Annotated in this window: 20 protein-coding genes; 11 read left to right on the top strand and 9 right to left on the bottom strand. The window is 71.9% G+C overall.

Features of this window, described 5'->3' with window-relative positions:
• Window positions 1–2 precede the first annotated feature (2 nt).
• A complete protein-coding gene (locus ACFWRO_RS13985; protein ID WP_384509113.1) occupies window positions 3–1,346 on the bottom strand; it encodes an AMP-binding protein in 1,344 nt (447 codons plus the stop codon).
• Window positions 1,347–1,604: 258 nt separating this feature from the next.
• Here ACFWRO_RS13985 and ACFWRO_RS13990 point away from each other — a divergent pair, with 258 nt between their 5' ends.
• Together ACFWRO_RS13990 and ACFWRO_RS13995 are read left to right on the top strand one after the other, a co-directional pair.
• Window positions 1,605–2,837 (top strand): serine hydrolase domain-containing protein, encoded by a 1,233-nt coding sequence (locus ACFWRO_RS13990; protein ID WP_384509116.1) that lies wholly within the window; start codon window positions 1,605–1,607, stop codon window positions 2,835–2,837.
• A gap of 133 nt (window positions 2,838–2,970) precedes the next feature.
• A complete protein-coding gene (locus tag ACFWRO_RS13995; protein WP_384509118.1) occupies window positions 2,971–4,770 on the top strand; it encodes a SpoIIE family protein phosphatase in 1,800 nt (599 codons plus the stop codon).
• 49 nt (window positions 4,771–4,819) lie between these two features.
• Here ACFWRO_RS13995 and ACFWRO_RS14000 read toward each other — a convergent pair whose 3' ends face one another.
• A complete protein-coding gene (locus ACFWRO_RS14000; protein ID WP_384509121.1) occupies window positions 4,820–7,021 on the bottom strand; it encodes an OmpL47-type beta-barrel domain-containing protein in 2,202 nt (733 codons plus the stop codon).
• Window positions 7,022–7,035: 14 nt separating this feature from the next.
• Entirely contained in the window at window positions 7,036–9,528 is a 2,493-nt protein-coding gene (locus ACFWRO_RS14005) for a ThuA domain-containing protein (protein ID WP_384509124.1), read from the bottom strand.
• Between the two features lie 194 nt (window positions 9,529–9,722).
• Between ACFWRO_RS14005 and ACFWRO_RS14010 the strand changes: the two genes are divergently transcribed.
• From ACFWRO_RS14010 to kdpA, 9 genes are all read left to right on the top strand, one after another.
• Window positions 9,723–10,730, top strand: a complete 1,008-nt coding sequence (locus ACFWRO_RS14010; RefSeq protein ID WP_384509126.1) for a multicopper oxidase domain-containing protein — start codon at window positions 9,723–9,725, stop codon at window positions 10,728–10,730.
• Window positions 10,731–10,824: 94 nt separating this feature from the next.
• Window positions 10,825–13,386, top strand: coding sequence for a DUF4118 domain-containing protein (locus ACFWRO_RS14015; RefSeq protein WP_384509129.1), 2,562 nt, complete (start codon window positions 10,825–10,827; stop codon window positions 13,384–13,386).
• Window positions 13,387–13,506: 120 nt separating this feature from the next.
• Window positions 13,507–14,040 carry a universal stress protein gene (locus ACFWRO_RS14020; protein ID WP_384509132.1) on the top strand — a complete coding sequence of 178 codons (534 nt, stop codon included), beginning with the start codon at window positions 13,507–13,509 and terminating at the stop codon, window positions 14,038–14,040.
• 216 nt (window positions 14,041–14,256) lie between these two features.
• Entirely contained in the window at window positions 14,257–14,661 is a 405-nt protein-coding gene (locus ACFWRO_RS14025; RefSeq protein WP_384509135.1) for an SAV_915 family protein, read from the top strand.
• Between the two features lie 9 nt (window positions 14,662–14,670).
• Window positions 14,671–16,020 (top strand): diaminopimelate decarboxylase, encoded by a 1,350-nt coding sequence (gene lysA / locus ACFWRO_RS14030; RefSeq protein WP_384509137.1) that lies wholly within the window; start codon window positions 14,671–14,673, stop codon window positions 16,018–16,020.
• A 113-nt stretch (window positions 16,021–16,133) separates the two neighbouring features.
• Window positions 16,134–16,223 carry a K(+)-transporting ATPase subunit F gene (gene kdpF, locus ACFWRO_RS14035; protein ID WP_384509140.1) on the top strand — a complete coding sequence of 30 codons (90 nt, stop codon included), beginning with the start codon at window positions 16,134–16,136 and terminating at the stop codon, window positions 16,221–16,223.
• Window positions 16,223–18,388, top strand: coding sequence for a potassium-transporting ATPase subunit KdpB (kdpB, locus tag ACFWRO_RS14040; protein ID WP_384509144.1), 2,166 nt, complete (start codon window positions 16,223–16,225; stop codon window positions 18,386–18,388). The genes kdpF and kdpB overlap by 1 nt, the downstream gene beginning before the upstream one ends.
• A 2-nt stretch (window positions 18,389–18,390) precedes the next feature.
• A complete protein-coding gene (locus ACFWRO_RS14045) occupies window positions 18,391–19,260 on the top strand; it encodes a potassium-transporting ATPase subunit C (protein WP_384509146.1) in 870 nt (289 codons plus the stop codon).
• 2 nt (window positions 19,261–19,262) lie between these two features.
• Window positions 19,263–20,912, top strand: a complete 1,650-nt coding sequence (gene kdpA / locus ACFWRO_RS14050; RefSeq protein ID WP_384509149.1) for a potassium-transporting ATPase subunit KdpA — start codon at window positions 19,263–19,265, stop codon at window positions 20,910–20,912.
• Window positions 20,913–20,975: 63 nt separating this feature from the next.
• Here kdpA and ACFWRO_RS14055 read toward each other — a convergent pair whose 3' ends face one another.
• From ACFWRO_RS14055 to ACFWRO_RS14080, 6 genes are all read right to left on the bottom strand, one after another.
• Complete coding sequence (locus ACFWRO_RS14055) at window positions 20,976–21,842, bottom strand: ABC transporter permease (protein WP_384509152.1); 867 nt, start codon at window positions 21,840–21,842, stop codon at window positions 20,976–20,978.
• Window positions 21,839–22,729, bottom strand: a complete 891-nt coding sequence (locus tag ACFWRO_RS14060; protein WP_384509154.1) for an ABC transporter ATP-binding protein — start codon at window positions 22,727–22,729, stop codon at window positions 21,839–21,841. Before ACFWRO_RS14060 ends, ACFWRO_RS14055 begins: the two co-directional genes overlap by 4 nt.
• Entirely contained in the window at window positions 22,726–23,079 is a 354-nt protein-coding gene (locus tag ACFWRO_RS14065) for a transcriptional regulator (RefSeq protein WP_384509157.1), read from the bottom strand. Before ACFWRO_RS14065 ends, ACFWRO_RS14060 begins: the two co-directional genes overlap by 4 nt.
• Window positions 23,076–23,576 (bottom strand): hypothetical protein, encoded by a 501-nt coding sequence (locus ACFWRO_RS14070; protein WP_384509159.1) that lies wholly within the window; start codon window positions 23,574–23,576, stop codon window positions 23,076–23,078. The genes ACFWRO_RS14065 and ACFWRO_RS14070 overlap by 4 nt, the downstream gene beginning before the upstream one ends.
• Window positions 23,577–24,040: 464 nt before the next feature.
• Window positions 24,041–24,403 carry an SAV_915 family protein gene (locus ACFWRO_RS14075; protein WP_384509162.1) on the bottom strand — a complete coding sequence of 121 codons (363 nt, stop codon included), beginning with the start codon at window positions 24,401–24,403 and terminating at the stop codon, window positions 24,041–24,043.
• 181 nt (window positions 24,404–24,584) lie between these two features.
• A complete protein-coding gene (locus tag ACFWRO_RS14080; RefSeq protein ID WP_384509165.1) occupies window positions 24,585–25,181 on the bottom strand; it encodes a TetR/AcrR family transcriptional regulator in 597 nt (198 codons plus the stop codon).
• Window positions 25,182–25,183: the final 2 nt, after the last annotated feature.

The following is a 25,183-nucleotide window of genomic DNA, read 5'->3' on the forward strand; positions in this document are numbered from 1 at the left end:
CCCTAGAGGCGCCCGGTCACCTCCAGGTCGCCGTCCGCCGTCCGCCGCGCCAGGTGGCCGGTGCGGAAGTAGCCGTCGACGGTGAAGGAGTATGCGTTCTGTTCGGGCGCCCGGTAGTAGCCGCGCGGGGTGTACGGGCCACGGACGATGAGCTCCCCGGACTCCCCGTCGGGGACGGCCGCGCCGTCGGCGTCGACGATCCGGATCTGGTCGTCGGGCGAGAGCGGCCGGCCCTGGGTGCCGAGCGCGGTCCCGTCGGGATCGGCGGGCCGGGTGAGGAGGAGCACCCCCTCGGCCATGCCGAAGACCTGCTGCGGCCGGCAGCCCCACGAGGAGCCGACCCGTTCGGCCGTCGCGCGCTCCGCGGGGGCGCCCTCGATCTGGACGAGCCGCAGGCTGCTCATGTCGGCCCGGACGGTGGGCCGGGCGTCGAGCCAATCCCGGGCGACTTCGGACGTCACCGACGTGAGGGTGACCCGCTCCCGTTCGACGACCGGAAGGCATGCGCCAGGGGCCTGGGTGTCGACCAGGACCACGGTGCCGCCGACCGAAAGGGTGCCGACGATGCCGGGGGAGCCGAGGGCGAACGGAGACTCCGCGGGCGGCACGGCGAGATACACGTCGTCCTCGGTGAGCGACACCAGCTCGGCGGCGGCCCGCGCCTGATAGGCGAAGTCGTTGTGGGTGCGCGGCACGAGCCGCGGCGCCTCGGTGTCACCGTCGGCGAGCAGGAAGAACGCCACCTGGTCGGCGCTCTGCGCGAGCGCCGGCTCGGGCGCGGCGTCGACGGAGCCCAAGGGGCTGTACTGGCAGCCGGCCGGGTCGGTCGTCAGCCCGCCGTACGGGGACGAGTCCCCGGGCGCCTCCAGGGTGAACACCCGCCGGAGGAACGGCCACCGGGCCGCGATGTCCGCCGCGAGCGCTGTGTGGTCGAAGAACGGGTGGGTCGAGGCGGCGACGTAGCCGACGGCCTGGGTGAGCCGCACGAGCTCGGCGACCCCGGACGCGGGGTGCGCGAGCGGGCAGAACACGGGGACCGCCCCGGCGCGCATCAGCGCGAACACGGTGACGACGAACTCGGGAACGTTCGGCAGCTGGACGAGCACCCGTTGCCCGGGCCGGAGGCCGCGCAGCCGGAATCCGGCGGCCATGCGGTCCACGCGCCGGTTCAGGGCCGCGTACGTGAGGCGGGTGTCACCGTGGACGAGCGCGGTCCGGGGTCCGTACTGCAGGGCCCAGCCGCGCAGGAGGTTGTCCAGCGTGTTGCCGCGCCAGAGCCCGACCGACCAGTAGCGGTCGACGAACTCCTCGGGCCAGGGCGTGCAGCCGTCGAGCATGGATGCCATGAGCTTCTTTCCGTGCGGACCCGTCCGATCCTGGCCATCCAAGTCGGCGAAGCCCCTGACGGACAAGGCGCGTTCCCGACCAGGGACTCCGGGCTCCCTCGGCGGAAGGTCCAATCCCCGCCGCAGGGGCCGGGGCCACGGGCGTGGACGCCCGCTCGGGCGCCGTGCTCCGGGCGCCGTGCGACTTTGCGGGTGATGTCCGCGCGGGTCGGCGCCCGCCGACCCGTCGTACGGGCGTCCCCGGCCGATACTCCGGCCATGACTCCAGCCCGCTCCACCTCGCGGTCCCGCCGCGTCCTCGTCGCCGCGCTCACCGCACTCGTCGCCCTCGGCACCTCGGTCACGGCCGTCGGCACCGCGGCGGGCGACGGCGGCCGCCGCGGGCCGTGCACCGGCTCCCGAGTACCCGGCCACGGCCCGGCCCGTGACGTCCTGCGCGTCGCCGAGCAGGCCAGGACGGAGATGGACCTCAAGTCCGTCACCGTGCGCGTCACCGTAGACGGCCGCGAGGTCGTCACCACCGCGCTCGGCGAGTCGATGACGGGCGTACCGGCCGACCCCGCCATGCACTTCCGCAACGGCAACGTGGCGATCAGCTACATGGGAACGGCCCTGCTCCGCCTGGTCGACCAGGGCAAGGTCCGTCTCGACGACCCCGTCGCGCGCTGGCTGCCCGCCCTCCCGAACGGCGAGCAGATCACCCTGCGCATGCTGGCCGCGTCCACCACCGGTCTCCGCGACTACGTCCCCCTCCCGGAGTTCCAGCAGGCCGTCTCCGCCGACCCGTTCCGCCAGTGGACCGCGAAGGAACTGGTCGCCCTCTCGACCAGCGGGCCGCGCTGGTACGACCCGGGCACGAACTGGAGCTACTCGCACGCCAACTTCCTCCTCCTCGGCGCCGCCCTCGAGAAGATCACCGGGACCCGGCTCGACGTCCTGCTCCGGCGTCAGGTCATGGGCCCGCTCGGGCTGCGCGAGACCAGCAACAGCTTCACGCCCGACATCCCGGCACCCGTCCTGCACGCCTTCACCGCCGACCGGGGGACGTACGAGGAGTCCACCTTCTGGAACCCCTCGTGGACCACCGCTCCCGGCGCCGTCCAGACCACCGACATCTGCGACCTGGCCCGCTCGGCCGCCGCCATCGGCTCGGGCGAGCTGCTCTCCCCGTCCTCGTACCGGCAGTTGCTCGACCCCGGGACGGTGGGCCTCGGTCACGAGACGTCCATCTGCCCGGCGACCGTCTGCCTGGCGAACACCGAAGCCACCCACTACGGCATGGGCGTGGTCGTGCTCGGCGACTGGATCTCCCAGCACCCCCTGTTCTTCGGCTACTCCGCCTCCATGGACTACCTCCCGTCCGAGCGCCTGGCCATCGCCGTCTCGACCACCCAGGGACCCGCCGCCTCCGACGGCCACACCGCCCACGTCATCGCCCAGCGCATCGCGGCGGCACTGGCTCCCGGGCACCCGATCCCCGACTTCGGCTGACCGGCACGGTCCCACAGCGCGTAACACCTTGGCCGCCGTCGAACGCAGGCCCGCCGAGATCATCCCAATCGGCGGGGAAGAGGTGCATGCTGGGCACCAACAGCGGTCGAATTCCTGTCTGGAGGCCGAAAGAGTGAGTGGCGGCAACGGCAGACGGCGCCTGGCGCGCCGCGCCTCGGCCGGAAACGGTGCGGCCTTGTTCCGCTCGGCCGGGGCCCGCAAGCGGCTCGCGGCGAGCGCCGGCGAGGTCCCCCTCGACCGGATCAGCACACGGGGCCGGCTCGCCTGGCTGAACTCCGCGGGATCCAGGATCGGCACCACCCTGGACCTGGAGCGCACCGCCCAGGAGCTGGCGGAGTTCACCGTGCCGGGCTTCGCCGACGGGGCCGCCGTCGACATCCTGGAGAGCGTCCTGCGGGGCGACGAGGGCTCACGGTGGACCGGCAGGGGCGTTCCGCTCATGCGGGCCACCGCCCTGTGCGCCGTCGACGAACTGGCCACCCTGGAGCCCACTCCGGTGGGCGAGACCTCCGCCCGGTCCGAGGAGGCCCACGAGACGCTGCTCCACCGGTACTGCCTGCGGCAGGGCAGGCCGGTGCTCGTGAGCCGGATGGGCGAGGCCGACTACCTCCGGGTCGCGCCGACGGAGAGCGCCGCCGCGAGCATGCGCGCCGCCGGAGTGCACAGCTACCTCGCCGTACCGCTGATCGCCCGCGGACTGCTGCTCGGCAGCGCGGACTTCGTCCGCGGCCGCGGCACACCGCCGTTCTCCACCACCGACCTCGCCCTCGCGGAGCACCTCGCCTCCCAGGCCGCCGTCTACATCGACAACGCCCGGCTGTACGGGCGCGAGCGCGAGCGCGTCGTCTCGCTCCAGCGCAGCCTGCTGCCGCGCGCGACCCCGGTGACGCCGGGGCTGCGCGTCCACGCCGAGTACGCGCCCTCGACCGCCCACCACGGAGTGGGCGGTGACTGGTACGACGTCATGGCCCTCCCCGGAGGACGTACGGCCCTGATGGTGGGCGACGTCATGGGCCACGGGCTGCCCGCCGCCGCGACCATGGGGCGGCTGCGGGCGGTCGCCCGGACCCTGATGACCCTGGACATGGCGCCCGAACGCGTGCTGGCCCGGCTCGACCTGGCCACCCGGGACCTGGAGGACGAGCAGGTCGCCACGTTCCTCTGCGCGGTCTTCGACCCGGCCGACGCCACGTACACGCTGGCCAGCGCCGGGCACCTGCCCCCGCTGCTCCTCGACGGACAGGGCGCCGCCGAGTTCGTGGACGTACCGGTCGGCGCGCCGCTCGGCGCGGGAGTGATCCCGTACGACCCGATCCGGCTGAAGGCGCCGGACGACGGCCATCTCGTCCTCTACTCCGACGGGCTCGTCAAGTCCCGGCGGGCCGACCTGGACCACCAGTTGGAGCGGCTGCGGTCGGCGGCGCGCGGACTGACGCCCGAGGCCCTCGAACGCGGCGCCCTCCTCGACCGCGCCCCGGCCGACGCCCCCCGGTTCGACGAGGCCGTGCTCCTGGCCGCGACGACCGCCTCTGGCACGGCGGAGGAGCTGCGCGAGTGGGAGCTGCCGAGGGAGGGGCGTGCGGCGTCCGTGGCACGGCGCCTGGTCACGGAGCAGCTGGGCCACTGGGATCTGGCGGAGCTCGCCGATGTCTGCGAACTCGTCGTGTCGGAGCTCGTGGGCAACGCCCTGCGGTACGGCAACGGCCCCGGCCGGCTCCGGCTCCTGCGGGGCGAGCGGCTCGTCGTGGAGGTCTCCGACACCGGCCCCGACCTGCCCCAGATCCAGCACGCCGACCTCAGCGACGAGGGCGGCCGGGGTCTCCAGCTCATCAACATGCTCTGCCGCCGCTGGGGCACCTGCCGCACCGAGACCGGCAAGGTGGTCTGGGCGGAACAGAACCTGCCCGGCTGAAGACACGTAGAGAGCCCCTCCCCGCTCGGGGGAGGGGCTCTCGCACGGGCTACAGCTGCTTCACCCGGATTTTGCGGTACGAGATGACGTCCGTCGTGCCGTGGACCTGGAGGCCGATGTAGCCGGAGGCGTAGCGCCGGCCGTCGGTGCCCGGGTCGTCCGAGCGCGGCGGCTGGAAGAGCTGACCGCCGGTGTTGTCGAACTCGTTGATGAGCTTGCCGTTGCGGAAGACCGAGTAGTGCTGGCCCTCCACCCGGATCTCGTACTCGTTCCAGGTGCCCTTGGGCGTCACACCCGCGCCGGCGAGGCCCACCCGGTCGAAGCCGTAGACCGACCCCGACTTGTACATGTCGCCGTCGGGCCGGTCGAGTACCTGGATCTCATGGCCGTACTTGATGGCGACCCACTCCGGACGGGTCTCCTCGGGGTTGTCGTGGACGTACGGGAAGCGCACGAAGACACCGCCGTTGGCGTTGCCGGCGCCGGGGGCGTCGTCGCGCCACTGGAGCTTGAGCGAGAAGTCGCCGTACTGCCGCTGCGGGAACCACAGCATGCCCATGCCCGGCACCGTGGTGCTGCTGGTCATGGCCCCGTCCGCGCCGAGCGCGAACTTTCCGCCGCCGACGTGCTGCCACTTGGAGAAGGACGCGGCGGTGCCGTCGAAGAGGTCGCGGTACCCCTCGGTCTGGCCCGGCTTGCCGATGCCCGACTGCTTCGCCGCGCGGTAGATCTTCTTGTGCTCGCGGGTGTCGATGACCCCGTCCGCGAGCAGCCGGTCGACCACCGTGTCGACGTGCTTGAGGAACAGCGCGTGCGAGGACCAGTCCTTCTCGTCCTCGATGAGCTCGTTGACCGTGCAGCGGCTGTTCGTCATCCGGTTCGGGACGCCGGTGTCCACCGTGCCGACGATGACGGTCGACCGCTCGTCGAACTCGGGGCAGTTGGGCGCCGGCACCCCGCCGCCCTCGGCGACGGTGAAGGAGACGCTCCTGGCCGTGGAGGTGTTCCCCGCCTTGTCCGTCGCCCGGTACAGCACCGTGTGGTGGCCGACGCGGTCGACGATCACCGGGGCGGTGTACGCGAGGTACGGGCCCGCGTCGAGCGAATACTCGATCCGCTCGACGCCCGAGTCCGCGTCGGTCGCCGTCAGCGTCACGATGGCGCTGGTGATGTACGCGCCGTCGGAGTTGCGCTGCCCCGCGACCGTGGAGGAGGACTCCGGGGCGGTCGTGTCGGGATCGGGCTGGGTGACGACCGTGAAGTTCACGGACTTCTCGGCGGCGGCGTTGCCCGCCTTGTCGGTCGCCTTGTAGCGGACGGTGTGGGCGCCCGCCTGGTGCACCATCACGGGCGCCGTGTACGGCTGCCAGGCGCCGTCGCCGAGCGCGTACTCGATGGTGTTGACGCCCGAGCCGGTGTCGGACGCGGTCACCGTGACCGTGGCCATGTCGAGGTAGCGGCCCTGGTCGTCCTGTTCGCCGGTCACGGTCGCCGAGGTCTCCGGCGCCGTCGTGTCGTCGGTGGGCGGGGCGACGACCGTGAACGCGGCGGTCTTCTCGGCGGCCGTGTTGCCCGCCTTGTCGCTCGCCCGGTAGCGGATCGTGTGCGCCCCGACCTGGTCGACGACGACCGGGACGGTGTACGGCTGCCACGGGCCGTCCGCGCCGACCGCGTACTCGACCTTGTCGACGCCCGAACCGGCGTCCGTCGCGACGAGCGTGACCGTCGCCTGGCCGACGTACGCACCGTCTCCGTTGCGGTCGCCCTCGACCTTCGCGGTCGTCTCCGGAGCGGTGGTGTCCTCGTTCCCGGCCTCGGTGACCGTGAGGATGCCCTGCATCTGGCCGTGGCCCGGGATCGTGCACTTGAAGAGGTACCGGCCCGGGGTCAGCGTCACCTCGGCCGTGTGCCGGCCGCCGTTCGTGTCGCTCGGATTGGCCAGGATGTTGAGCGGGACGTCGTGGTTGTACTCGGGGTCGGAGACGTCGAACGTCAGGGTGTGCGGCATGCCGGTCGTGTTGCCGCTCGCCGTGCTGTTCTCGAAGACGATGGTCGTCGCGCCCGCCACCGCCGTGGTCGGGAACTCCAGGTAGCGGTCGATCGGATCGCCCGCCTTCCAGGTCAGTACCTGCGCCGCGGCGGACCGCCGTCCGTCGTCGGTCCTGCCGTAGGCGGAGGCCGAGGTCAGGCCCACGACCATCGCCAGGGCGGCCAGCAGGGCCGCCCACAGGCTCGGGCCTCTGTGTCTCATGGACAGGCTCCTTCTCACCGTGCCGCCTTCCGTGCGAGCTGGTCCGCGGCCGGGGTCGGCCCGCCGCCCTTGTAGGTCACGCGCCACAGCGCGGAGTCGGGGTGCGAGGTGAAGAAGCCGCGCCCGTAGTCGAGGACGTACAGCGAGCCGTCGGGGGCGAACTTCCAGTCCATCAGGTTCCGGATGCCGCCTTGCCCGACCGGGATGATCTTCTTCAACGACTCGGCGTGCACCGGCAGTCCGCCCTTGCCGACCGTCTTCGGATCGGTCAGCACGGCGTGCCGCGGCTGGTCGCCGTCGTAGAAGTCACCGACGAACCACTTGCCGTCCCAGTACGACGGCCACTTGACCGTCGAGTCGCTCGCCGCGTCGTAGCGGTAGAGCGGCCCGTTCATGGTGGCCTGCCCGCCGCCCTTCAGCCACGGGAGCAGCAGCTTCTGCTCCTCCTGCTTGTAGCTCGGGATGCCGTTGGCGTCCCTCGGGTAGTCCACGCCGCCGCCCTGGGGCGAGTACCAGATGGTGTTGGCCGTCACCGGCGGCAGGTTCACGAGGCCGTCGTTGTTCGGCGACTCGTTCTTCGGCGCGTTGCAGTCGTACCAGCCGAGCGGCTTGCTCGGATCGGTCAGGCCGCGGTCCCGGTAGGGCTGCTTGTTGCCCATGCAGTACGGCCAGCCGTGGTTGCCCGCCTTGGTGATCGCGGCGAACGTGTCGTACTTCGCCGGGCCCCACGTCGTCGACGGCGCGCCCGCGTCGGGGCCGACCCAGCCCGCGTAGAGGATGTCGGTCGTCTTGTCGACGGAGATGCGCGCGGGGTTGCGCACGCCCATCACGTAGATCTCGCCCCGGGTCTTCTCCCCGCCCTCCTCGGTCTCCTCGCCGGTGAAGAGATTGCCCGCGGGGAGGGTGTAGGTGCCGTCGTCCTCGGGGTGGATCCGCAGGATCTTGCCGTTGAGGTTGTGGGTGTTGCCCGCGGTGCGGCGCGCGTCCGCGAAGGAGACGCCCTGGAAGTTCGGCGCGGGGTTGTTGCCGGAGTAACCGCCGCTGGATCCGGATGAGTTGGTGTCACCGGTGGCGATGTACAGGTTGCCCTTGGAGTCCCAGGCCATCCCGCCGCCCGCGTGACAGCAGCTGTGGATCTGGACGGGCCAGCTCAGCAGCACCTTCTCGCTCGCCAGGTCGAGCCTGTTCGTCGCGAGGTCGAGGGTGAAGCGGGAGACCCTCCGCTCGCCCATGTGCGCGGCGCGGTCGATCCGGGAGTGCGGCGTGTAGTGGAGGTAGACCCAGCCGTTGGTCATGAAGTCGGGGTCGAGCTCGATGCCGAGCAGCCCCTCCTCGTTCTTGATCAGCTCGTCGCCGCCGCCCTTGTTGCCGAAGACGGTGAGCGCGCCGGCCTTCGTGACCTGCTTGGTCCTCGGGTCGTAGACGTGGACCTCGCCGTTGCCCTTGCCGATGGCCGGGTTGTTCCAGTCGGTGACCACCGGCACGCCGGCGTCGGCGCCGCCGCGGCCGATGTACAGGATCCGCCCGTCGGGGGCGGCGACCAGGCCGTGCGGCTCGCCGATCTGGTCGTTCTGGCCCGGCTGATTGGGCTTGGTGACCCGCTCGGCGGTGTAGTTGGCGTCGATCGTCGCCTTGCAGTCCGCCTGGGAGATGCGCGCCGTCCAGGCGATCGCGCCGCGCAGGTGGTCGCGGAAGTCCGTCTCGGCGTAGCTGTCGACGGTGCCGCCCATGGCGGTGTAGAAGGACCGGCCGCCGTCGTAGTCACGGCACCAGGACACCGGGTGGTCCCAGCCGTTCGGCTTGGCCACCGGCTGGAACGAGCCCTCCCGGACCCGCGCCACGGTGTGCACGGTGCCGGACGGGTTGCGGTCCCAGTTGAACCACTTGTCGGGCCGCTTCCACTCCAGCGGAAGGGACTTGGTGGCCGGATGCTGTCGGTCGCCGACCTCCACCACGGCGCGCTGCGTACTGCTCGGCGCGCCGGTCGGCCGTGCGCCCACCAGGCCGGTGAACCAGGAGGAGTACGGCTCGGTGCGGGCGGCCTCGTGGACACCGACGAAACCGCCGCCCACCTCCATGTAGGACTCGAGGCCCGCCTCCTGCTCCGGGTCGAGCACATCGCCGCCCCCGGTCAGGAACACCACCGCGTTGAACTTGCCGAGCCGCTTGGCGTCGGTGAAGACGGCCGGGTCGTCGGTGGCCTCCGTACGGTAGCGACCGGCGGCGGGCCCGGTGAGCCCGATGGACTCGACGGCCGCTATCCCCGCGTCGACCGTCGGGGACTCGGCGGTCGCCGAGCCGTGGAAGACGAGCACCCGTACGTTCGCGCCGCCCGGCGGAGACGGGAGAGACAACGTTGTCGACGTCAGGGTCGACGGTGGGTCCGGATACGGTCTGGCCGAGGCGGGGTCGCCGCCGAGCAGGGAGGCCGTCAGGGCGCCTGCCCCAAGTGCCGCCACGGCAAGGCCTGTTCTTGATCTCGACCGGCGATGTGGTGTGCGCTTCATGGGTCACCCATCCCTCTGAGGTCACAACAACAGCCGTTGAAGCTAGACCTCTTTGCTCGGTTCGCCAAGGGCTATGACCGCAACCGGACCGACTTTGTCCTGGATGTGGATAAACGACAGCCGTCCCGCTACCGTGTGGGCCGTCCCCAGGGGCTCCGACCCGTCAATCTCCCCCGAAGACCGGAGAGTTCGACATGGACAGACGCAGTTTCAACCGTCGCCTGCTCGCGGGCGGGGCCGTCGCCGCGACCGGCGTGACATCGTTGTCTCTCGCCTCCGCCTCCAACGCCGCACCCGCCGCCCCACCCAGAACTGCCCCCGCCGGTGGCCAGATACGCCATCTCAAGCTGTACGCCGAGAAGTTGGCCGACGGCCGGATGGCGTACGGCCTGGAGAAGGGCAAGGCCACCGTGCCAGGACCGCTGATCGACATCGTCGAGGGCGACACCCTGCACATCGAGTTCGAGAACCTGATGGACGTCGCCGTGAGCCTGCATCCGCACGGCGTGGACTACGACATCGACAACGACGGCACGCGGATGAGCGGCAGCCACGTCGAACCCGGCGCCACCCGTACGTACACCTGGCGCACCCACACGCCGGGCCGCCGCCCCGACGGCACCTGGCGCCCAGGCAGCGCCGGGTACTGGCACTACCACGACCACGTCGTGGGCACGGATCACGGCACCGGAGGCATCCGCAAGGGCCTGTACGGCGGCCTGGTGGTGCGCCGCAAGGGCGATGTCCTCCCGGACAAGCAGTTCACGATCGTGTTCAACGACATGACGATCAACAACCGGCCGGCGGCCGATCCGCCCGACTTCCTTGCCACGGTGGGGGACCGGGTGGAGATCATCATGATCACGCATGGCGAGTACTACCACACGTTCCACATGCACGGGCATCGCTGGGCCGACAACCGTACGGGGCTCCTGGCAGGACCGGAGGACGTGAGCCGGGTGATCGACAACAAGATCACCGGCCCGGCGGACTCGTTCGGGTTCCAGGTCATCGCGGGTGAGCACGTCGGGGCCGGCGCCTGGATGTACCACTGCCACGTCCAGAGCCACTCCGACATGGGCATGGCCGGTCTCTTCCTGGTGGCCAAGCCGGACGGAACCGTACCGGGCCACGGAGACCACGGAAGCCACGGAGCGGCGGTGTCGGAGGAGAAACCCGCAGCGGGCGCCCACCAGCACTGAGGCGGCGGCCGGCTCCTGCAGGGTCTGACACCCCCTGGGGCGCGCATCATGGAGGGAGAGCGCGTGGGTGCGACCAGCCGGCAGGAGCCCGCCGATGCCGCGAGGACGATTGCGGATCCACCTGGGGGCAGCCCCCGGGGTGGGCAAGACGTACGCGATGCTGGAGGAGGCCCAGCGGCTGCGCTCGCTCGGTACCGACGTGGTCGTCGGCTTCGTGGAACCGCACGGGCGACGACCCACCGCCGCCCTCGCGGAAGGTCTGGAGACCGTCCCCCGCCGGACCATGACCCATCGCGGAGCGGTCTTCACCGAGATGGACCTGGACGCGGTCCTCGCCCGTCACCCGCAGGTCGCCCTCGTCGACGAACTCGCCCACACCAACGTGCCGGGCACCCGCCACGCCAAGCGATGGCAGGACGTCGAGGAGCTCCTCGACGCGGGCATCGACGTCGTCACCACCCTCAACGTCCAGCACCTGGAATCCCTGGGCGACGTGGTCCGGCAGATCACCGGCGTACCGCAGCGCGAGACCCTGCCCGACGAGGTGGCGCGCCGAGCCGACCAGATCGAGCTGGTCGACCTGGACCCGGAGCTGCTGCGGCGGCGCATGCTGCACGGCGAGATCTACCCCGCGGACCGCGTCGAGGCCGCCCTCACCCACTACTTCCGCCTCGGCAACCTCACCGCCCTGCGGGAACTCGCGCTGCTGTGGCTCGCGGACCGCGTCGAGGAGGGCCTGCAGCGCTACCGCGCCGAGCACGGCATCACCGACCCCTGGGAGACCCGCGAACGCATCATGGTCGCCCTGACCGGCGGCCCGGAGGGCGAGACCCTGATCCGCCGGGCGGCCCGCGTCACCGCCCGCACCCCTGGCAGCGAACTCCTCGCCCTGCACGTCGTGCCGAGCGACGGACTCGTCCACGCCGACCCGGCCGCCCTCACCGCCCAGCGCGCCCTCGTGGAGTCGCTCGGCGGCAGCTACCACCAGACGACCGGCGACGACCTCCCCGAGACCCTGATCCAGTTCGCGGAGGCCGAGAACGTCACGCAGATCGTGCTGGGCGCCAGTCGGCGCGGACGGCTTTCGACCTTCCTGTACGGAAGCGTGGGGCACCGTACGATCCGGCGGTCCGGCCCGATCGACGTCCTCGTCGTGACCCACGAGGAGGCCGCCGGGTCCTCGCCCCGCCTGCGGCTCCCGCACCCGCCGCACGCCATCGGACCGGGGTGGCGACGGCGCTTCTGGGCGGCGATGCTGTTGGCGGCGGTCGCGCTGCCCGCCCTCACCCTGCTGCTCGCCGCCATGCGCGACGACGTGGACCTCGCCTTCGTCCTGCTGCTCTATCTCCTGGGGATCGTCGTCATCGCGCTCGTCGGCGGGCTCGTGCCCGCCCTGATCGCCGCGCTGGCCGCCGGCCTGCTCGCCGACTACTACTTCTCCGAGCCCCTGCATTCGCTCCACGTCGAGCGCACGTCCGACGTCCTGGCTCTGGTCGTGTTCGTGGTCACGGCCGTCGTGGTCGGCATGGCCTCGGGCATGGCCGCGCGCCGGACCTACGAGGCCGTCCGCGCGAGATCCGAGGCGCGGGCGCTGAGCAGACTGGCCGCCGCCCTGATGGGCGGCGAGGCCCTGCCGGCCCTCCTCGAACAGGTAAGGGAGGACTTCGGCCTTGACGCGGTCAGCCTGTTGGAGGAGGACACCGGGCACCCCGCCGAGCCCCGTTGGCATGTGGTCGCCGACGCCGGTGAGGACCCGCCGCGCCGCCCGTACGACGCGGACGTGGAGTGCCCCGCCGGTGAGGGGCTGACCCTGGCCGCCCGGGGCCGGAGCCTGAGCAGTGACGACCGGCTGCTGCTCGGGGCGTGCGCCGCGCAGTTGGTGCTCGCGTACGTGCACGGCCGGCTCGCCGCCGCCGCGGCCGAGACCGGCCACCGCGCCGAGGCCGAACACACCCGGGCCTCCCTGCTCCTCGCCGCGAGCCGCGACCTGCGGGCCCCGCTGCGCACCGCCGAGGAGGCCCTCCACCGCCTCTCCACCCACCCTGAGGAGGAGCGGTCTCTCGCCACGGCGCGGTCGTCGGTGCGCCGTGCCGCCCAGCTCGTCAGGGACCTCGACGTCCTCAGCCGGCTGCACGCCGAGTCCCTCGACATGTACCCGCGCCCCGTCGACCTCGACGAGATCCTGACCGAGGTCCTGGACACCCTCGGCCCCGGCAGCCGGCGGATCCAGTTCAGCCTGCCGGAACAGCTGCCCGACGTGATCGCCGACGCGGCGGTGCTCACCCGCGTACTGGCCGCGCTCGCGGCGGAGGCCCTGCGCCACGCCCCACCCGATCGGCCCGCGCGGCTGACGGCAGAGACCGAGCCAGGGCCAGGGCCCGGGCGGCTGGCGATCCGGGTGTCGGACGGAACGACGGACGGGACCTCCGACGGGACCTCCGACGGGACCCCCGACAGGGCGGCCGAGAGCGCGGAGCACGCCGGGCCCCCGGCGAAGGCGGGCCGGCCGAAGACGGACAGCGTGATCCTGCGGCTCTCCCGCGGCCTGGCCGAGGCGATGGGCGGCACCCTGGAGCCCGCGGCGAACGGCTCCGCCTTCGCGATGGTGCTCACCCTTCCGACGGCCGCACCCCGCAAGCCGCGTCAAGCGGCGTAGAGACCTCCTGGCGTCAGAGATGTGTCAGGCGCTCCCGGACGCCATGGCATCTCTCCGTCCTCGGGCGTATGCAGGGAGCACCCATGTCAGCAGGTGCGTATGCCGAGGAGTGATGGAGCGATGAGCGGTGCCGAGGGCCGGCGCGTCGTGGTCGGGGTGAGTGGTTCGCTGGGCAGCCTGGCGGCGCTGCACCGGGCCGTGGACGAGGCGCGCCGTACCCGGGCCGAGCTGGTGGCCGTCCTGTCCTGGCTGCCGCCGGACGGTGAGCTGGCCCAGCGGCGCCTGGTGTGCCCTCCGGCGGTCGACTTCCAGCGGGCGGCGGTGGAGCGGCTCCTTGAAACCATGGACGACGCGTTCGGCGGCGCGGGCCCCGGGGTGCCCTGGCAGGGCGTGACCGCGCGCGGTCTGCCGGGCCCGGCGCTGGTGGAGGCGGCCGACCGCGCCGGCGATCTCCTGGTCATCGGCGCGGGGCGGCGCGGCGGTCTGCGCCGGCTCATGTTCCCGTCGGTCGTCCGGTACTGCGTCGCCCACGCCGCCTGCCCCGTTCTCGCCGTACCGCCCTCGCCGCTGCTGAGCGAGCTGGACTCCGCGCACCGCCGGCTCGGCCGGTGGTCACGCTTCGACGCCCGTCAGCTGACGGAGGGCGCGCCCTGATCGCAGGGGCCGTGTCCCGGGGCATTCCCGAGACCCTCGCCACAACCCGGCCGGGTACCCGTCAGGAGCGCGTTACGGGTCCGGGCAATCGCGTCAAGCGCCCGTCAGCGGGGTGGCTGGATCCCGACCCGGCGGGCATAGCTTCATCTCGGAGCACGCACGGCCACCCCGGCCGGGCGACACCGCAACTTCTTCACCTTTCCGAGGGGCACTGCCATGTCTGAAGTCGAACACTCCGAGGACCCCGAGCCTTCCGAACGGATCCCGGCCGGACCTCTTCTCGTTCCCGTCCGGTCGGGACCCGCGGGCTACAGCGCCCGCCTCTTCCGTACTCCTCTGGGTGACCGCACGGCCGTCGGATTCACGTCCGAGGCCGGACTCGCCGCCACGCTCGGCCCGGACCACGCCTGCATCAGGCTCTCCGAGCCCGCGCTGCGCTCCCTCGTAGCGCCCCTCGGTGTCACCGCCCTCACCGTCGACCCGCAGTTCTGCGCCCCCGGGGTCTCCAAGACCCGCGACGACGAGAACTCCTGGCGGACATGGGACCCGCAGCACGTCGGTGTCCTCCGCGTGACGGGCGCCGCCGCTCTCGTCTCCTGCGTCCACCTTCTGATCGGCTGAGGAGGCGTCGTGTCCGTATCGCTTGAATCCCCCCTGGTGCCGTCGCCCGCCCCGGGCGAGACCGACGGCCTGTCCATCTGGCCCCGCTCCACGCGTCCCGAGCACGAAGGGGACGTCAGCGTCGCCGGTGTGTCGCTCGCCGAGACCGCGGCCCGGTTCGGCACCCCCGTCTACGTCCTGGACGAGGACGAGGTCAGGGAGCGCTGCCGTACGTACCGCACCGCGTTCCCCGAGGCCGACGTCATCTACGCCGCCAAGGCGTTCCTGTGCCGGGCCATGGTCCACTGGGTCCAGGAGGAAGGCCTCGGCCTCGACGTGTGCTCGGCGGGGGAGTTGACGCTCGCCGTCACCACCGGCTTCCCGCCCGAGAAGATCGTCCTGCACGGCAACGCCAAGAGCCCCGAGGACCTCGACACCGCCGTACGCCTCGGTGTCGGCCGCATCGTCGTCGACAGCCCCTCGGAGATCGCGCGCCTCGCCGCGATCGTGCCGCAGGGCTCCCGCCAGCAGGTCATGCTGCGCGTCGTCCCCGGCATCGCGGCCGGCGGCCACGCCAAGGTGCGGACCGGTACGGAGGACCAGAAGTTCGGTCTCTCCATCACGGACGGCTCCGCGCAGCACGCGATCGCCCGGGTGCTCGACCAGCCCCGCCTCGAACTCGTCGGACTGCACTGCCACATCGGCTCGCAGATCACCTCCGTCAAGCCGTACATCTCCGCCGTGCGGCGCATGATCGGCCTGATGGCGCGGATCAGGGAGCAGCACGGCGTCGAGCTGCCGCAGCTGAACATCGGCGGCGGACACGGCATCGCCTACCGGCCCGGCGAGGAGAACCTCAACGTGCAGGTGCTCGCGGGCCGCGTCCTGGCCGAACTGCACGACGGCTGCGGCAAGGTGAAGCTGGCCGTGCCCCGGCTCACGATCGAGCCGGGCCGGGCGGTCGTCGGCCCCGCCGGCGTCTGCGTCTACCGGGTCCTCTCGGTCAAGCGCACCGGGTCGCACACCTTCGTCGCCGTCGACGGCGGCATGAGCGACAACCCCCGGCCCGCGCTCTACGGGGTGCGCTACTCGCCCCGGCTGATCGGCCGTCACTCCACGGCGGCTCCCCGTCTCGTCACCGTCGTCGGCCGCCACTGCGAGGCCGGAGACGTGCTGGCGGAGGAGGTCCCGCTGCCCGAGGACGTCCACCCCGGCGACCTGCTCGCCGTACCGGTGGCAGGCGCGTACCACCTGTCCATGGCCTCCGGCTACAACCTGGTCGGCCGCCCGCCCGTCGTCGCCGTGAAGGACGGCGCCGCCCGCACTCTCGTACGCCGTGAGTCGCTCGACGACATGAGCCGCCGGGACATCGGCCTCTAGAAGAGCCCCCCTTACCCATGGTCCTCCGCCGGGTTCCCCCGGCGGAGGACCATCACCGCTGCTCACGCAGCACCCTGTCCGTCCCCTTCCTGTCTGAGTACGAGGTCCTCTCGATGACCGTGGAAAACATCGTCGGCCTGATCGTGGCCGTCGCGCTGCTCGGCTACCTTGTGGTGGCCCTGATCAAGCCGGAGCGATTCTGATGTCCGCTCCCGTGCGGGAACGCCCAGCCCCCGCGGTCGACCACCAGCCCTCCGCACCCGAGCGTCCGCGCCGGGTCGGTGCCGGAATGCTCGATCCGAAGCAGCTGTGGCGCGCGCTGCCGCAGGCCCTGCGCAAGCTGAACCCGGTGACCCTGTTCCGTAACCCGGTCATGTTCGTGACCGAGGTCGGTGCCGCGCTCACCACCGGCATCGCACTGTTCAACCCCTCCGGTTTCGGCTGGCTGATCACCGGCTGGCTCTGGCTCACGGTCATCTTCGCCAACCTCGCCGAAGCCGTCGCGGAGAGCCGCGGCAAGGCCCAGGCCGACACGCTGCGCAGGACCCGTCAGCAGACCGTCGCCCGCCGCCTCGCCGGCTGGGAGCCCGGCGCCGCCGAGGGCTCGTACGTGGAAGAGGAGGTCGCCGCCTCCGAGCTCCGGCGCGGCGACATCGTGTCCGTACCCGCCGGCGAGCTGATCCCAGGCGACGGCGACGTCATCGAAGGCGCCGCGAGCGTCGACGAGTCCGCGATCACCGGCGAGTCCGCGCCCGTGATCCGGGAGTCCGGCGGCGACCGCAGCGCGGTCACCGGCGGCACCCGAGTACTGTCCGACCGGCTCGTCGTCCGTGTCACCCAGGAGCCCGGGCAGAGCTTCCTCGACCGCATGATCGGCCTGGTCGAGGGCGCCAACCGGCAGAAGACCCCCAACGAGCTGGCCCTCAACCTGCTCCTGGTCATGCTGACCTTCGTCTTCCTGGTCGCGGTCGTGACCCTGCAGCCGATGGCGATCTTCTCCAAGGACGCCATGGCGGCCGCGCAGGACACCGCCGCCCTGACCGCCGACGGCGTCACCGGCATCGTCCTCGTCTCGCTGCTCGTCTGCCTGATCCCCACCACGATCGGCGCGCTCCTGTCCGCGATCGGCATCGCGGGCATGGACCGGCTCGTCCAGCGCAACGTCCTGGCCATGTCCGGACGGGCCGTCGAGGCCGCCGGAGACGTCAACACGCTGCTGCTCGACAAGACCGGCACCATCACCTTCGGCAACCGCCGCGCCAGCGCCTTCCTGACGGTCGGCCAGGAGCCGGTCGACCGGCTCGCCCGCGCCGCGCTGCTCTCCTCGCTCGCCGACGAGACGCCCGAGGGCCGGTCGATCGTCGAGTACGCCTACGAGAAGCACCAGTTGACCGAGCGGGTCGTCGAAGGCGCCACCTGGGTGCCGTTCACCGCCGCCACCCGCATGTCCGGGGTCGACCTGCCCGACGGCAGGCGGCTGCGCAAGGGTGCGGCCGCCGCGGTCGCCGCCTGGGTGCGCGAGCAGGGCGGCGAGGTCCCGGTCGCGCTCGACGCGACCGTGGAGCAGGTCTCCGCGTCCGGAGGTACGCCGCTGGCCGTCGCGGAGTCGACGAGCGACGGCACGGCCGAGGTGCTCGGCGTCGTCCACCTCAAGGACGTCGTCAAGCCCGGTCTGCGGGAGCGCTTCGACGAGCTGCGCCGGATGGGCATCCGTACGGTGATGGTCACCGGCGACAACCCGGTGACCGCCAAGGCCATCGCCGAGGAGGCCGGCGTCGACGACTTCCTCGCCGAGGCCACCCCCGAGGACAAGCTCGCCCTCATCAAGAAGGAGCAGGCCGACGGCAAGCTCATCGCGATGACCGGAGACGGCACCAACGACGCGCCCGCGCTCGCGCAGGCGGACGTCGGCGTGGCGATGAACACGGGTACGTCGGCCGCGAAGGAGGCCGGCAACATGGTCGACCTCGACTCCGACCCCACGAAGATCATCGAGATCGTCGAGATCGGCAAGCAACTCCTCATCACCCGTGGGGCGTTGGCCACCTTCTCGATCGCCAACGACATCGCGAAGTACTTCGCGATCCTGCCCGCGATGTTCGCCGCGGTGTACCCGGGCCTCGGCCGGCTCAACATCATGGACCTGCACTCGCCGCTGTCGGCGATCCTGTCCGCGGTCGTCTTCAACGCGGTCGTCATCGTCGCGCTGATCCCGCTCGCGCTGCGCGGTGTGCGCTACCGGCCTTCGTCCGCGTCCGCGCTGCTCACCCGCAACCTGTGGATCTACGGACTCGGCGGCGTCATCGCCCCGTTCCTGGCCATCAAGTTCATCGACTTCGCCCTCGTCCAGTTCATCCCGGGGATCTGACCATGACACGCATCCCGCACTGGCTCGCCCAGCACATCGCCGCACTCCGGGTCGTCCTCGTCCTCACGGTGCTCACCGGCCTGCTCTACCCCCTGGCACTCACGGCCGCGGCCCACGTGCCGGGGCTGAGAGACAAGGCGGAGGGCTCCACGGTCAAGGGTGTCGACGGCAAGGTCGCCGGCTCCTCCCTGATCGGCCAGTCCTTCACCGACGCCGAGGGCAACCCGATCGCGCGGTACTTCCAGTCCCGGCCGTCCAACGCGGGCACGGGCTACGACGCCACGGCCTCGGGCGCCGGAAACCAGGGCCCCGAGTCCGTCGTCGACACCCCGGACAAGCCGAGCCTGCTCACCCTGGTGTGCGGCCGCAGCAAGGCGGTCGGCGACCTCGAAGGCGTCGACGGCTCGCGTCCGTTCTGCACGGACGACGGCGTCGGCGCGGTCCTCGGCGTCTTCCGCGACGGGGGCACCAGCGGCCGCGTCACCCGGGTCGTCAGCCTCAACCAGGCCTGCCCGGCCAAGCCGTTCCGCGCCGAGTACGAAGGCGTCACGGTCGAGTGCGCCAAGGAGGGCGAGGACCACAGCAAGGCCGTGGCCACGCCCGTCCGCGGCGACGCCCCGGCCGACCCGAAGGTCCCCGCCGACGCGGTGACCGCGAGCGCCAGCGGCCTCGACCCGCACATCAGCCCGGCCTACGCCGCCCTGCAGACGCCCCGTATCGCTCGCGAGCGGTCCACGGGCGAGGCCGAGGTCCGCAAGCTGATCGAGAAGTACACCACCGGCCGCACGCTCGGCGTGCTCGGTGAGCCCGTCGTCAATGTCGTCGAGCTCAACATCGCGCTCGACCGCACGTACCCGAAGCAGGGAGCCTGATCATGGCGGCCTGGATCCAGGCATCGATCATTCTCGCCGTGGTCGTGGGACTGCACGTCCCGCTCGGCGACTACATGGCACGCGTCCTCGACGGCGGCAGACACAGCCGTACGGAGAAGGTGCTGTACAGGGTCTGCGGCGTCGACCCGAACCGGGAGCAGACCTGGCGGCACTACCTCACCGCCCTGCTCGCCTTCACAGTCATGAGCATCGCGGCGCTGTTCACCCTCTTCACCTTCCAGGACAAGCTGCCCTGGTCCACGGGGCACGAGGGCATGCCGTGGCGGCTCGCGCTGCACACCGCGGTCTCCTTCACCACCAACACCAGCTGGCAGAACTACGCCGGTGAGTCCACCACCGGGCACCTCGCCGTCATGGCGGGCCTCGGCGTTCAGGCGTTCGCGTCCGCGGCCGTCGGCATCTGCGTGGCCCTCGTCCTCATCCGGGGCCTGATCCGGCGCTCGACCTCCGACCTCGGCAACTTCTGGGTCGACCTGTCCCGCACCATCTTCCGCGTCCTGCTGCCCATCGCGGTCCTCGGCGGCCTCGTCCTGATGGCCGGCGGCGTGGTCCAGAGCCTCGGCGGCGGCCAGACCGTCTCCACGGTCGCGGGCGGCGAGCAGACCCTGCTCGGCGGGCCCGCAGCATCATGGGAGGCGCTCAAGCTGTTCTCGGGCGACGGCGGCGGCGTCTTCAACGCCAACAGCGCGCACCCCTTCGAGAACCCCTCGGCGTGGACCAACGCGTTCGAGATCGTGCTCATGCTGCTCGTCCCGACGGCCTGCATCCGCATGTTCGGCCGGATGATCGGCAGCCTCAAGCAGAGCTGGACCCTGCTCACCGTCGTGGGCATCCTCTTCGGCCTGCTGCTCGCGGCCGGCACGCTGGCCCAGTCCACCCACACCGGCACGGTCACCGAGGCGGTCGGCGGACAGTTCGAGGGCACCGAGGCCCGCTTCGGCATCCCCGGCTCGACCCTCTTCGGCGTGGCCGCCACGGGCTCGGCGGACGGTGCGGCCAACGCGTCGTACGACAGCTTCTCCAGCCTCGGCGGCGGAGTGCTGCTGTCCGCGATGATGCTCGGCGAGATCGCCCCCGGCGGCACCGGCAGCGGTCTGTACGGCCTGATTGTTGTGGTCCTCGTGGCCGTCTTCATCGGCGGACTCATGGTCGGCCGCACGCCCGAGTACCTCCGCAAGCGGATCGGCTACGGCGAGATGCGCTGGGTCGTCACCTACGCGCTGATCCCGCCGACCGTGATCCTCGCCTGCGTGGGTCTGGCGCTCGCCCTCGGGCACGGCCAGAGCTCGATGGGCAACCCGGGGGCACACGGCCTGACGGAGCTCATCTACGCGTACACCAGCAACACCAACAGCAACGGCAGCGCGATGGCCGGCTTCAACGGCGCCACCGACTTCCACAACCTGCTGATGGTGTTCGCGATGCTGGCCGGGCGCTACCTGCCGATGGTCTGCGTCCTGGCACTCGCCGGGCGACTGGCCAAGCAGCAACCCGGTGTCGTCACGGTGGGCACCCTGCGCGCGCACGGCGTCAGCTTCGTCGTCCTGGCCACGGCTGCCTCGGTGATCCTGGCGCTGCTGAACTTCCTCCCCGCCCTCTCGCTCGGAGCGGTGGCGGACGGACTGCTCTAGCGACGACCATCCCCGACCGCCGGTTCCACGAGCTTCGTGGAACCGGCGGCGGCATTTCCGTCGTTACGCAGGCAGGGCGCCGCTCCGCGCCGCCTTGCGGTGCCGCGCGGACAGCCGGGACCCGGTCTCGCGGCGGGCGGCGCGGCGCAGCAGGGGCACGGCGAGGAGGAACCCGAGGACCGCCCAGGCGGTCAGGACCAGGGCGACCATGGGCAGTTCCCAGGAGCCGGCCGCCTCGGCGGACCGCGCCGAGTCGGGGAGCAGCGCCGAACGCAGCCCCTGCGCCGTCCACTTGAGCGGGAACACCGCGGCCACCTGCTGGACCGGCACGGGCAGCGCGCCGAGCGGCAACACCGCCCCTGAGGTGAACAGGAGCCCCAGCATCGGCAGCATGATCAGCGCCAACGCCTCGCGGGGATTGGGCAGTACGGCCCCGATGGCCGCGCCCAGCGGCACGACGGCGAGCAGCCCGAGCGCGGTGACCCACAGCAGCGTCAGCCAGCCGCCCGGCCCGTGCGGCAGCGGCCCGTCGGCAAGGAGCGCCGCGGCCGCCAGGAGCAGGACCAGGGTGCCGACCGCCACGACGACGACCAGCAGGCACTTGGCGACGAGGTAGGCCGGGATCCCGCCGGGCGTGGCGCGCAGCCGCAGCAGAACGCCCTCCTCCCGCTCGGTCACGAGTATCTGGGGGAGGTTGATGAGCCCGATCTGGAACAGCAGATAGGCGGCGAAGCCCGCGAGCACCAGATGGGCCATCGGGGTCCCGGTGCCGGCCACATCGCCGTCGACGTACGCGGCGATGACCACCGCGACGATCACGTTGCTCAGGTGGCCGGACATCTCCTTGCCGTTGCGCAGGAGGTGCCGCAGCTCGATGAGGCCGCGCCGGAGCCCGGCACGCCAGGCGTTCGTCCTGGGTGTCTTCGTCATGCCACCGGTGCCTTCTCTGCTGTCTCGCGGTGCACCATGTGCAGGTACGTGTCCTCCAGCGTCGGGCGGCGGACTTCGAGGCCGGCGATCGGTCCTTCCGCGTCCCGGTGGAGTTCCCAGACCAGCCGCGAGGGGTCCTCGGTGCGTTCGCGGCGGGACGTGCCGTCCACGGCCGTCCAGCGGACCTCGGCCTGCGCGGCGGCCCGCCGGGCCAGCTCCGCGGGCGTGCCGCAGGCCCTGATCCGCCCGCCGACGAGCATGGCGATCCGGTCGGCGAGCCGCTCGGCCTCCACCAGGTCGTGGGTGGTGAGCACGACGGTCACGCCCTCGTCGCGGGCGAGCCGCTCGACCAGGACGTGGAACTCGTGCCGCGCCTCCGGGTCGAAGCCGGTGGTCGGCTCGTCCAGGAAGAGGAGTTCGGGTCGGCCGACGATGCCGAGCGCGACGTCGAGGCGCCGGCGCTGCCCGCCGGACAGCCGGGCCACCTGCCGGCCCGCCTGCTCGGCGAGTCCGACCAGGGCGAGCAGTTCGGCCGGGTCGCGGGGGTCGGGGTAGTACGTGGAGAAGTGCGTCAGCAGCTCGGCGACCCGCCAGCGGCCGTGGTCGCGCCAGGACTGCAGGACGAGCCCGATCCGGCCGCGCCACGCGTCGTCGCCGCGCTCCGGGTCCGTACCGAGGACGCTCACCTCACCGCCCGAACGCCGCCGGAAGCCCTCCAGGATCTCGACCGTGGTGGTCTTCCCCGCGCCGTTGGGCCCGAGCAGCGCGAAGACCTCGCCGCGGTGGATGTCCAGGTCGACGCCGGGGAGGACATCGATGTCGCCGTACGCCATTCGGACGTCGCGCGCGTGGACGACGGGCTCGGCGGAGGTGCGCCGCGCCGTCATCGCCCGGCCCCCGAGTGATCCGGCTGCGGTGTCGGCGCGTGGGTCGCCGCCGGGAACCCGGCGCCCTCGACGATCGCCCGGAGCGCCGCGACATGCCCCTCGAAGGCGGAGCGGCCGCGGTCCGTAAGACGTACCCGGGTGCGCCGCTTGCGGCCGCCGCCGTCCTTGTGGAGCTCCAGATATCCGGCCTCCTCCAGGGTGTGCAGCTGCTTGGAGAGCGCGGAGTCGCTGAGCGAGAGGCTGTCGCGGACGAACGCGAAGTCCGCCCATTCGGTGGCGGCGAGCAGCGAGACCACCGACAGGCGGGTCGCGGGGTGGATCAGCTCGTCGAAGCCGACGGGAATGCTCATCGCTCGCCCCCCATGGCTGACGCTCCCCGGCCCCGCACCGACCGGGCGGCCCAGCGGCTCGCGGGCCCGACGAAGAGCAGGAACACCGTCGCGGAGACCGTGGCCTGGATCAGGCTGCCGGCCATCGGCTCCAGCGAGTCGACCAGACGGCCGGACAGCACGGTCGTCCCGCCGGTGACCACCGCCCCGGCGCCGAAGGTGGCGAACATCCGCCAGGTGCACCGGGTGTGGTGCAGGAGCACCCGGCTCCGGCGATGGTGGAGCGTGCCCAGCACGCCCAGCAGCGCGGCGTACGCGGCGATGACCAGCGCCACGCCCCACCCGGGCAGGTCCAGGCCCAGGCCGGCCAGGAAGAGCCACATGAGCCCGGCCGTGGCCCAGGTACTGCCCCGCCCGCCCGCGGCGGACCGCTCGACCTCGTCGTACACCCGCTCCTGCGGCACACGGATGCGCTGCAGGTCCCTCCACGCCTGTTCGGCGTCCACCGATGTGCTCACGTCGCATGCCCTCCCGCGTCCCCGTTTTACTTTCCTGCCAGGAAAGCTAGCCCCGACTTTCCTTCCAGGCAAGTCGGAGACCTGGCCGTCGACTGTCAACAACGCGTGAATCCGGACCCGAACACCGTCAGGGCCGCGTCAGCGGGGGCAGATCCTGGCCGAAGTGGATCGCAGAATGATCGACGTAGGGGGGACGGATGATCGTCCGTGGCGTGGGTCGGTGGGTGATTGACCATCACCACCAGAAAACGCCCAGTCCGGAAGCGGGGGCCCGGACGGGCGTGAGGAACCTGCCACGGAGACGGTCGTCCCAAAAGAGGACCGCCCGGCCGAGCGAGGGGCAAGGTCGGGCGGTCCCTATTTTTCGACTTCTCAGACTTCTTGGACTTCTTCGACGGTCCACGCCTCGGAGGGATGAGGTCGCCCCACCCCTCCGAGGACGGCGCTAGCCGTGGTGGGCCCCTTTAGGCGGCCTGGGTGGCGGCGGTGCCGGGGGCCGGCAGGACCGGAGTGGTGGGGGAGTCGATCGCCCCGACGGTGACCGCGGGTGCGGTGAGGGTCGGGTCGATGGTCAGTGTCGACGCGCCGATCGGCTCGGCGATGGCGCGGAGCGCGGACTCGGTGAGCCGGATCCAGGGCTGCTCGGCGCCGAGCGTGGCGGCCAGTCGCTCCTGGTTGGTGAACCCTACTGCGGTACGGGCTCCGAGTGGCGTGCGGAACAGCCGCACCACCACCTCCGCCCGCCCCGGCCGGACGGGCACATAGAGAGGCCCGGCCGGCTCAGGTTCTTCAGGCTCCGGATCGTCGTCGTACTGGAACAGACACATGGGACCCTCCATGGGGACCGCGAGCGGCAACTGAGGCCCCGGACGCACCAGGCATCCGAAGCACGCACTCGAAGCTATCCCCGTCCCCACCCGCTCAAGCCCCTTCCTTGACGGGACTTTGACGACGCCGGTCGAGTCCATACGGATCACTGACGGCCCCGGGTTCGAGGTCGGGGCGCTGCTAGCGCGTGGCCACGACCCTGCTTGCGTATTCCGCCAGTTGGGCCCGGAGCCGTTCGCGCGGTACGCCTTCCTTGCCGGCCAGTTGTTCGACGAGGTCGGCGCGGGTGGCGGCCAGCAGGGCGTGGGCGGTGAAGGCGGGGTCGGGCAGGTCGGGGAGCTGTTCCAGTACCGACCGGAGCCGGCCGTGCCAGTGCTCGTAGTGCCCGGCCTGGTACGGGCTGCCGCTCGTCCCGCTCTCCTCCAGGGCCAGGGCGAGGGGGCGGTTGTCGAGCTTGAAGCAGAGGATCGCGTCGAGCAGGGCGGGGACGCGTTCCTGGGGCGGGGCGGCGGGGCCCAGGGGTGGCGGGCCCGTCTCCACGGCTTCGCGGACCGGTTCCAGGCGGGCCTCGTACAGCGCCCGGAGCAGGCCCGCGCGGTCGCCGAAGGCGCGGAAGAGCGTTCCCTTGCCGACGCCGGCCGCCGCCGCGATGTCGGCCATCGTGAGGTCCTCGGGGCTGTCGGATCGGGCGTAGAGGGTGTCGGCGGCCTCCAGGACGGCCTGGCGGTTGCGTGCCGCGTCCTTGCGGGTCCTCCGCTCGGGCTGAGGCAGAGTCACGA

This window comes from Streptomyces sp. NPDC058579, assembly GCF_042718575.1.
Classification (GTDB): Bacteria; Actinomycetota; Actinomycetes; order Streptomycetales; family Streptomycetaceae; genus Streptomyces.

Bases quoted from the DNA above. Each gene is read 5' to 3' on its own strand.
- kdpA (WP_384509149.1), top strand. From the start codon at position 19,263: ATGGCGGCCTGGATCCAGGCATCGATCATTCTCGCCGTGGTCGTGGGA.
- ACFWRO_RS14025 (WP_384509135.1), top strand. From the start codon at position 14,257: ATGTCTGAAGTCGAACACTCCGAGGACCCCGAGCCTTCCGAACGGATC.
- kdpF (WP_384509140.1), top strand. From the start codon at position 16,134: ATGACCGTGGAAAACATCGTCGGCCTGATCGTGGCCGTCGCGCTGCTC.
- kdpB (WP_384509144.1), top strand. From the start codon at position 16,223: ATGTCCGCTCCCGTGCGGGAACGCCCAGCCCCCGCGGTCGACCACCAG.
- ACFWRO_RS14075 (WP_384509162.1), bottom strand. From the start codon at position 24,403: ATGTGTCTGTTCCAGTACGACGACGATCCGGAGCCTGAAGAACCTGAG.
- ACFWRO_RS14045 (WP_384509146.1), top strand. From the start codon at position 18,391: ATGACACGCATCCCGCACTGGCTCGCCCAGCACATCGCCGCACTCCGG.
- ACFWRO_RS13985 (WP_384509113.1), bottom strand. From the start codon at position 1,346: ATGGCATCCATGCTCGACGGCTGCACGCCCTGGCCCGAGGAGTTCGTC.
- ACFWRO_RS13990 (WP_384509116.1), top strand. From the start codon at position 1,605: ATGACTCCAGCCCGCTCCACCTCGCGGTCCCGCCGCGTCCTCGTCGCC.
- ACFWRO_RS14055 (WP_384509152.1), bottom strand. From the start codon at position 21,842: ATGACGAAGACACCCAGGACGAACGCCTGGCGTGCCGGGCTCCGGCGC.
- ACFWRO_RS14000 (WP_384509121.1), bottom strand. From the start codon at position 7,021: ATGAGACACAGAGGCCCGAGCCTGTGGGCGGCCCTGCTGGCCGCCCTG.
- ACFWRO_RS14060 (WP_384509154.1), bottom strand. From the start codon at position 22,729: ATGACGGCGCGGCGCACCTCCGCCGAGCCCGTCGTCCACGCGCGCGAC.
- ACFWRO_RS14020 (WP_384509132.1), top strand. From the start codon at position 13,507: ATGAGCGGTGCCGAGGGCCGGCGCGTCGTGGTCGGGGTGAGTGGTTCG.
- ACFWRO_RS14015 (WP_384509129.1), top strand. From the start codon at position 10,825: ATGCCGCGAGGACGATTGCGGATCCACCTGGGGGCAGCCCCCGGGGTG.
- ACFWRO_RS14065 (WP_384509157.1), bottom strand. From the start codon at position 23,079: ATGAGCATTCCCGTCGGCTTCGACGAGCTGATCCACCCCGCGACCCGC.
- ACFWRO_RS14010 (WP_384509126.1), top strand. From the start codon at position 9,723: ATGGACAGACGCAGTTTCAACCGTCGCCTGCTCGCGGGCGGGGCCGTC.
- ACFWRO_RS14005 (WP_384509124.1), bottom strand. From the start codon at position 9,528: ATGAAGCGCACACCACATCGCCGGTCGAGATCAAGAACAGGCCTTGCC.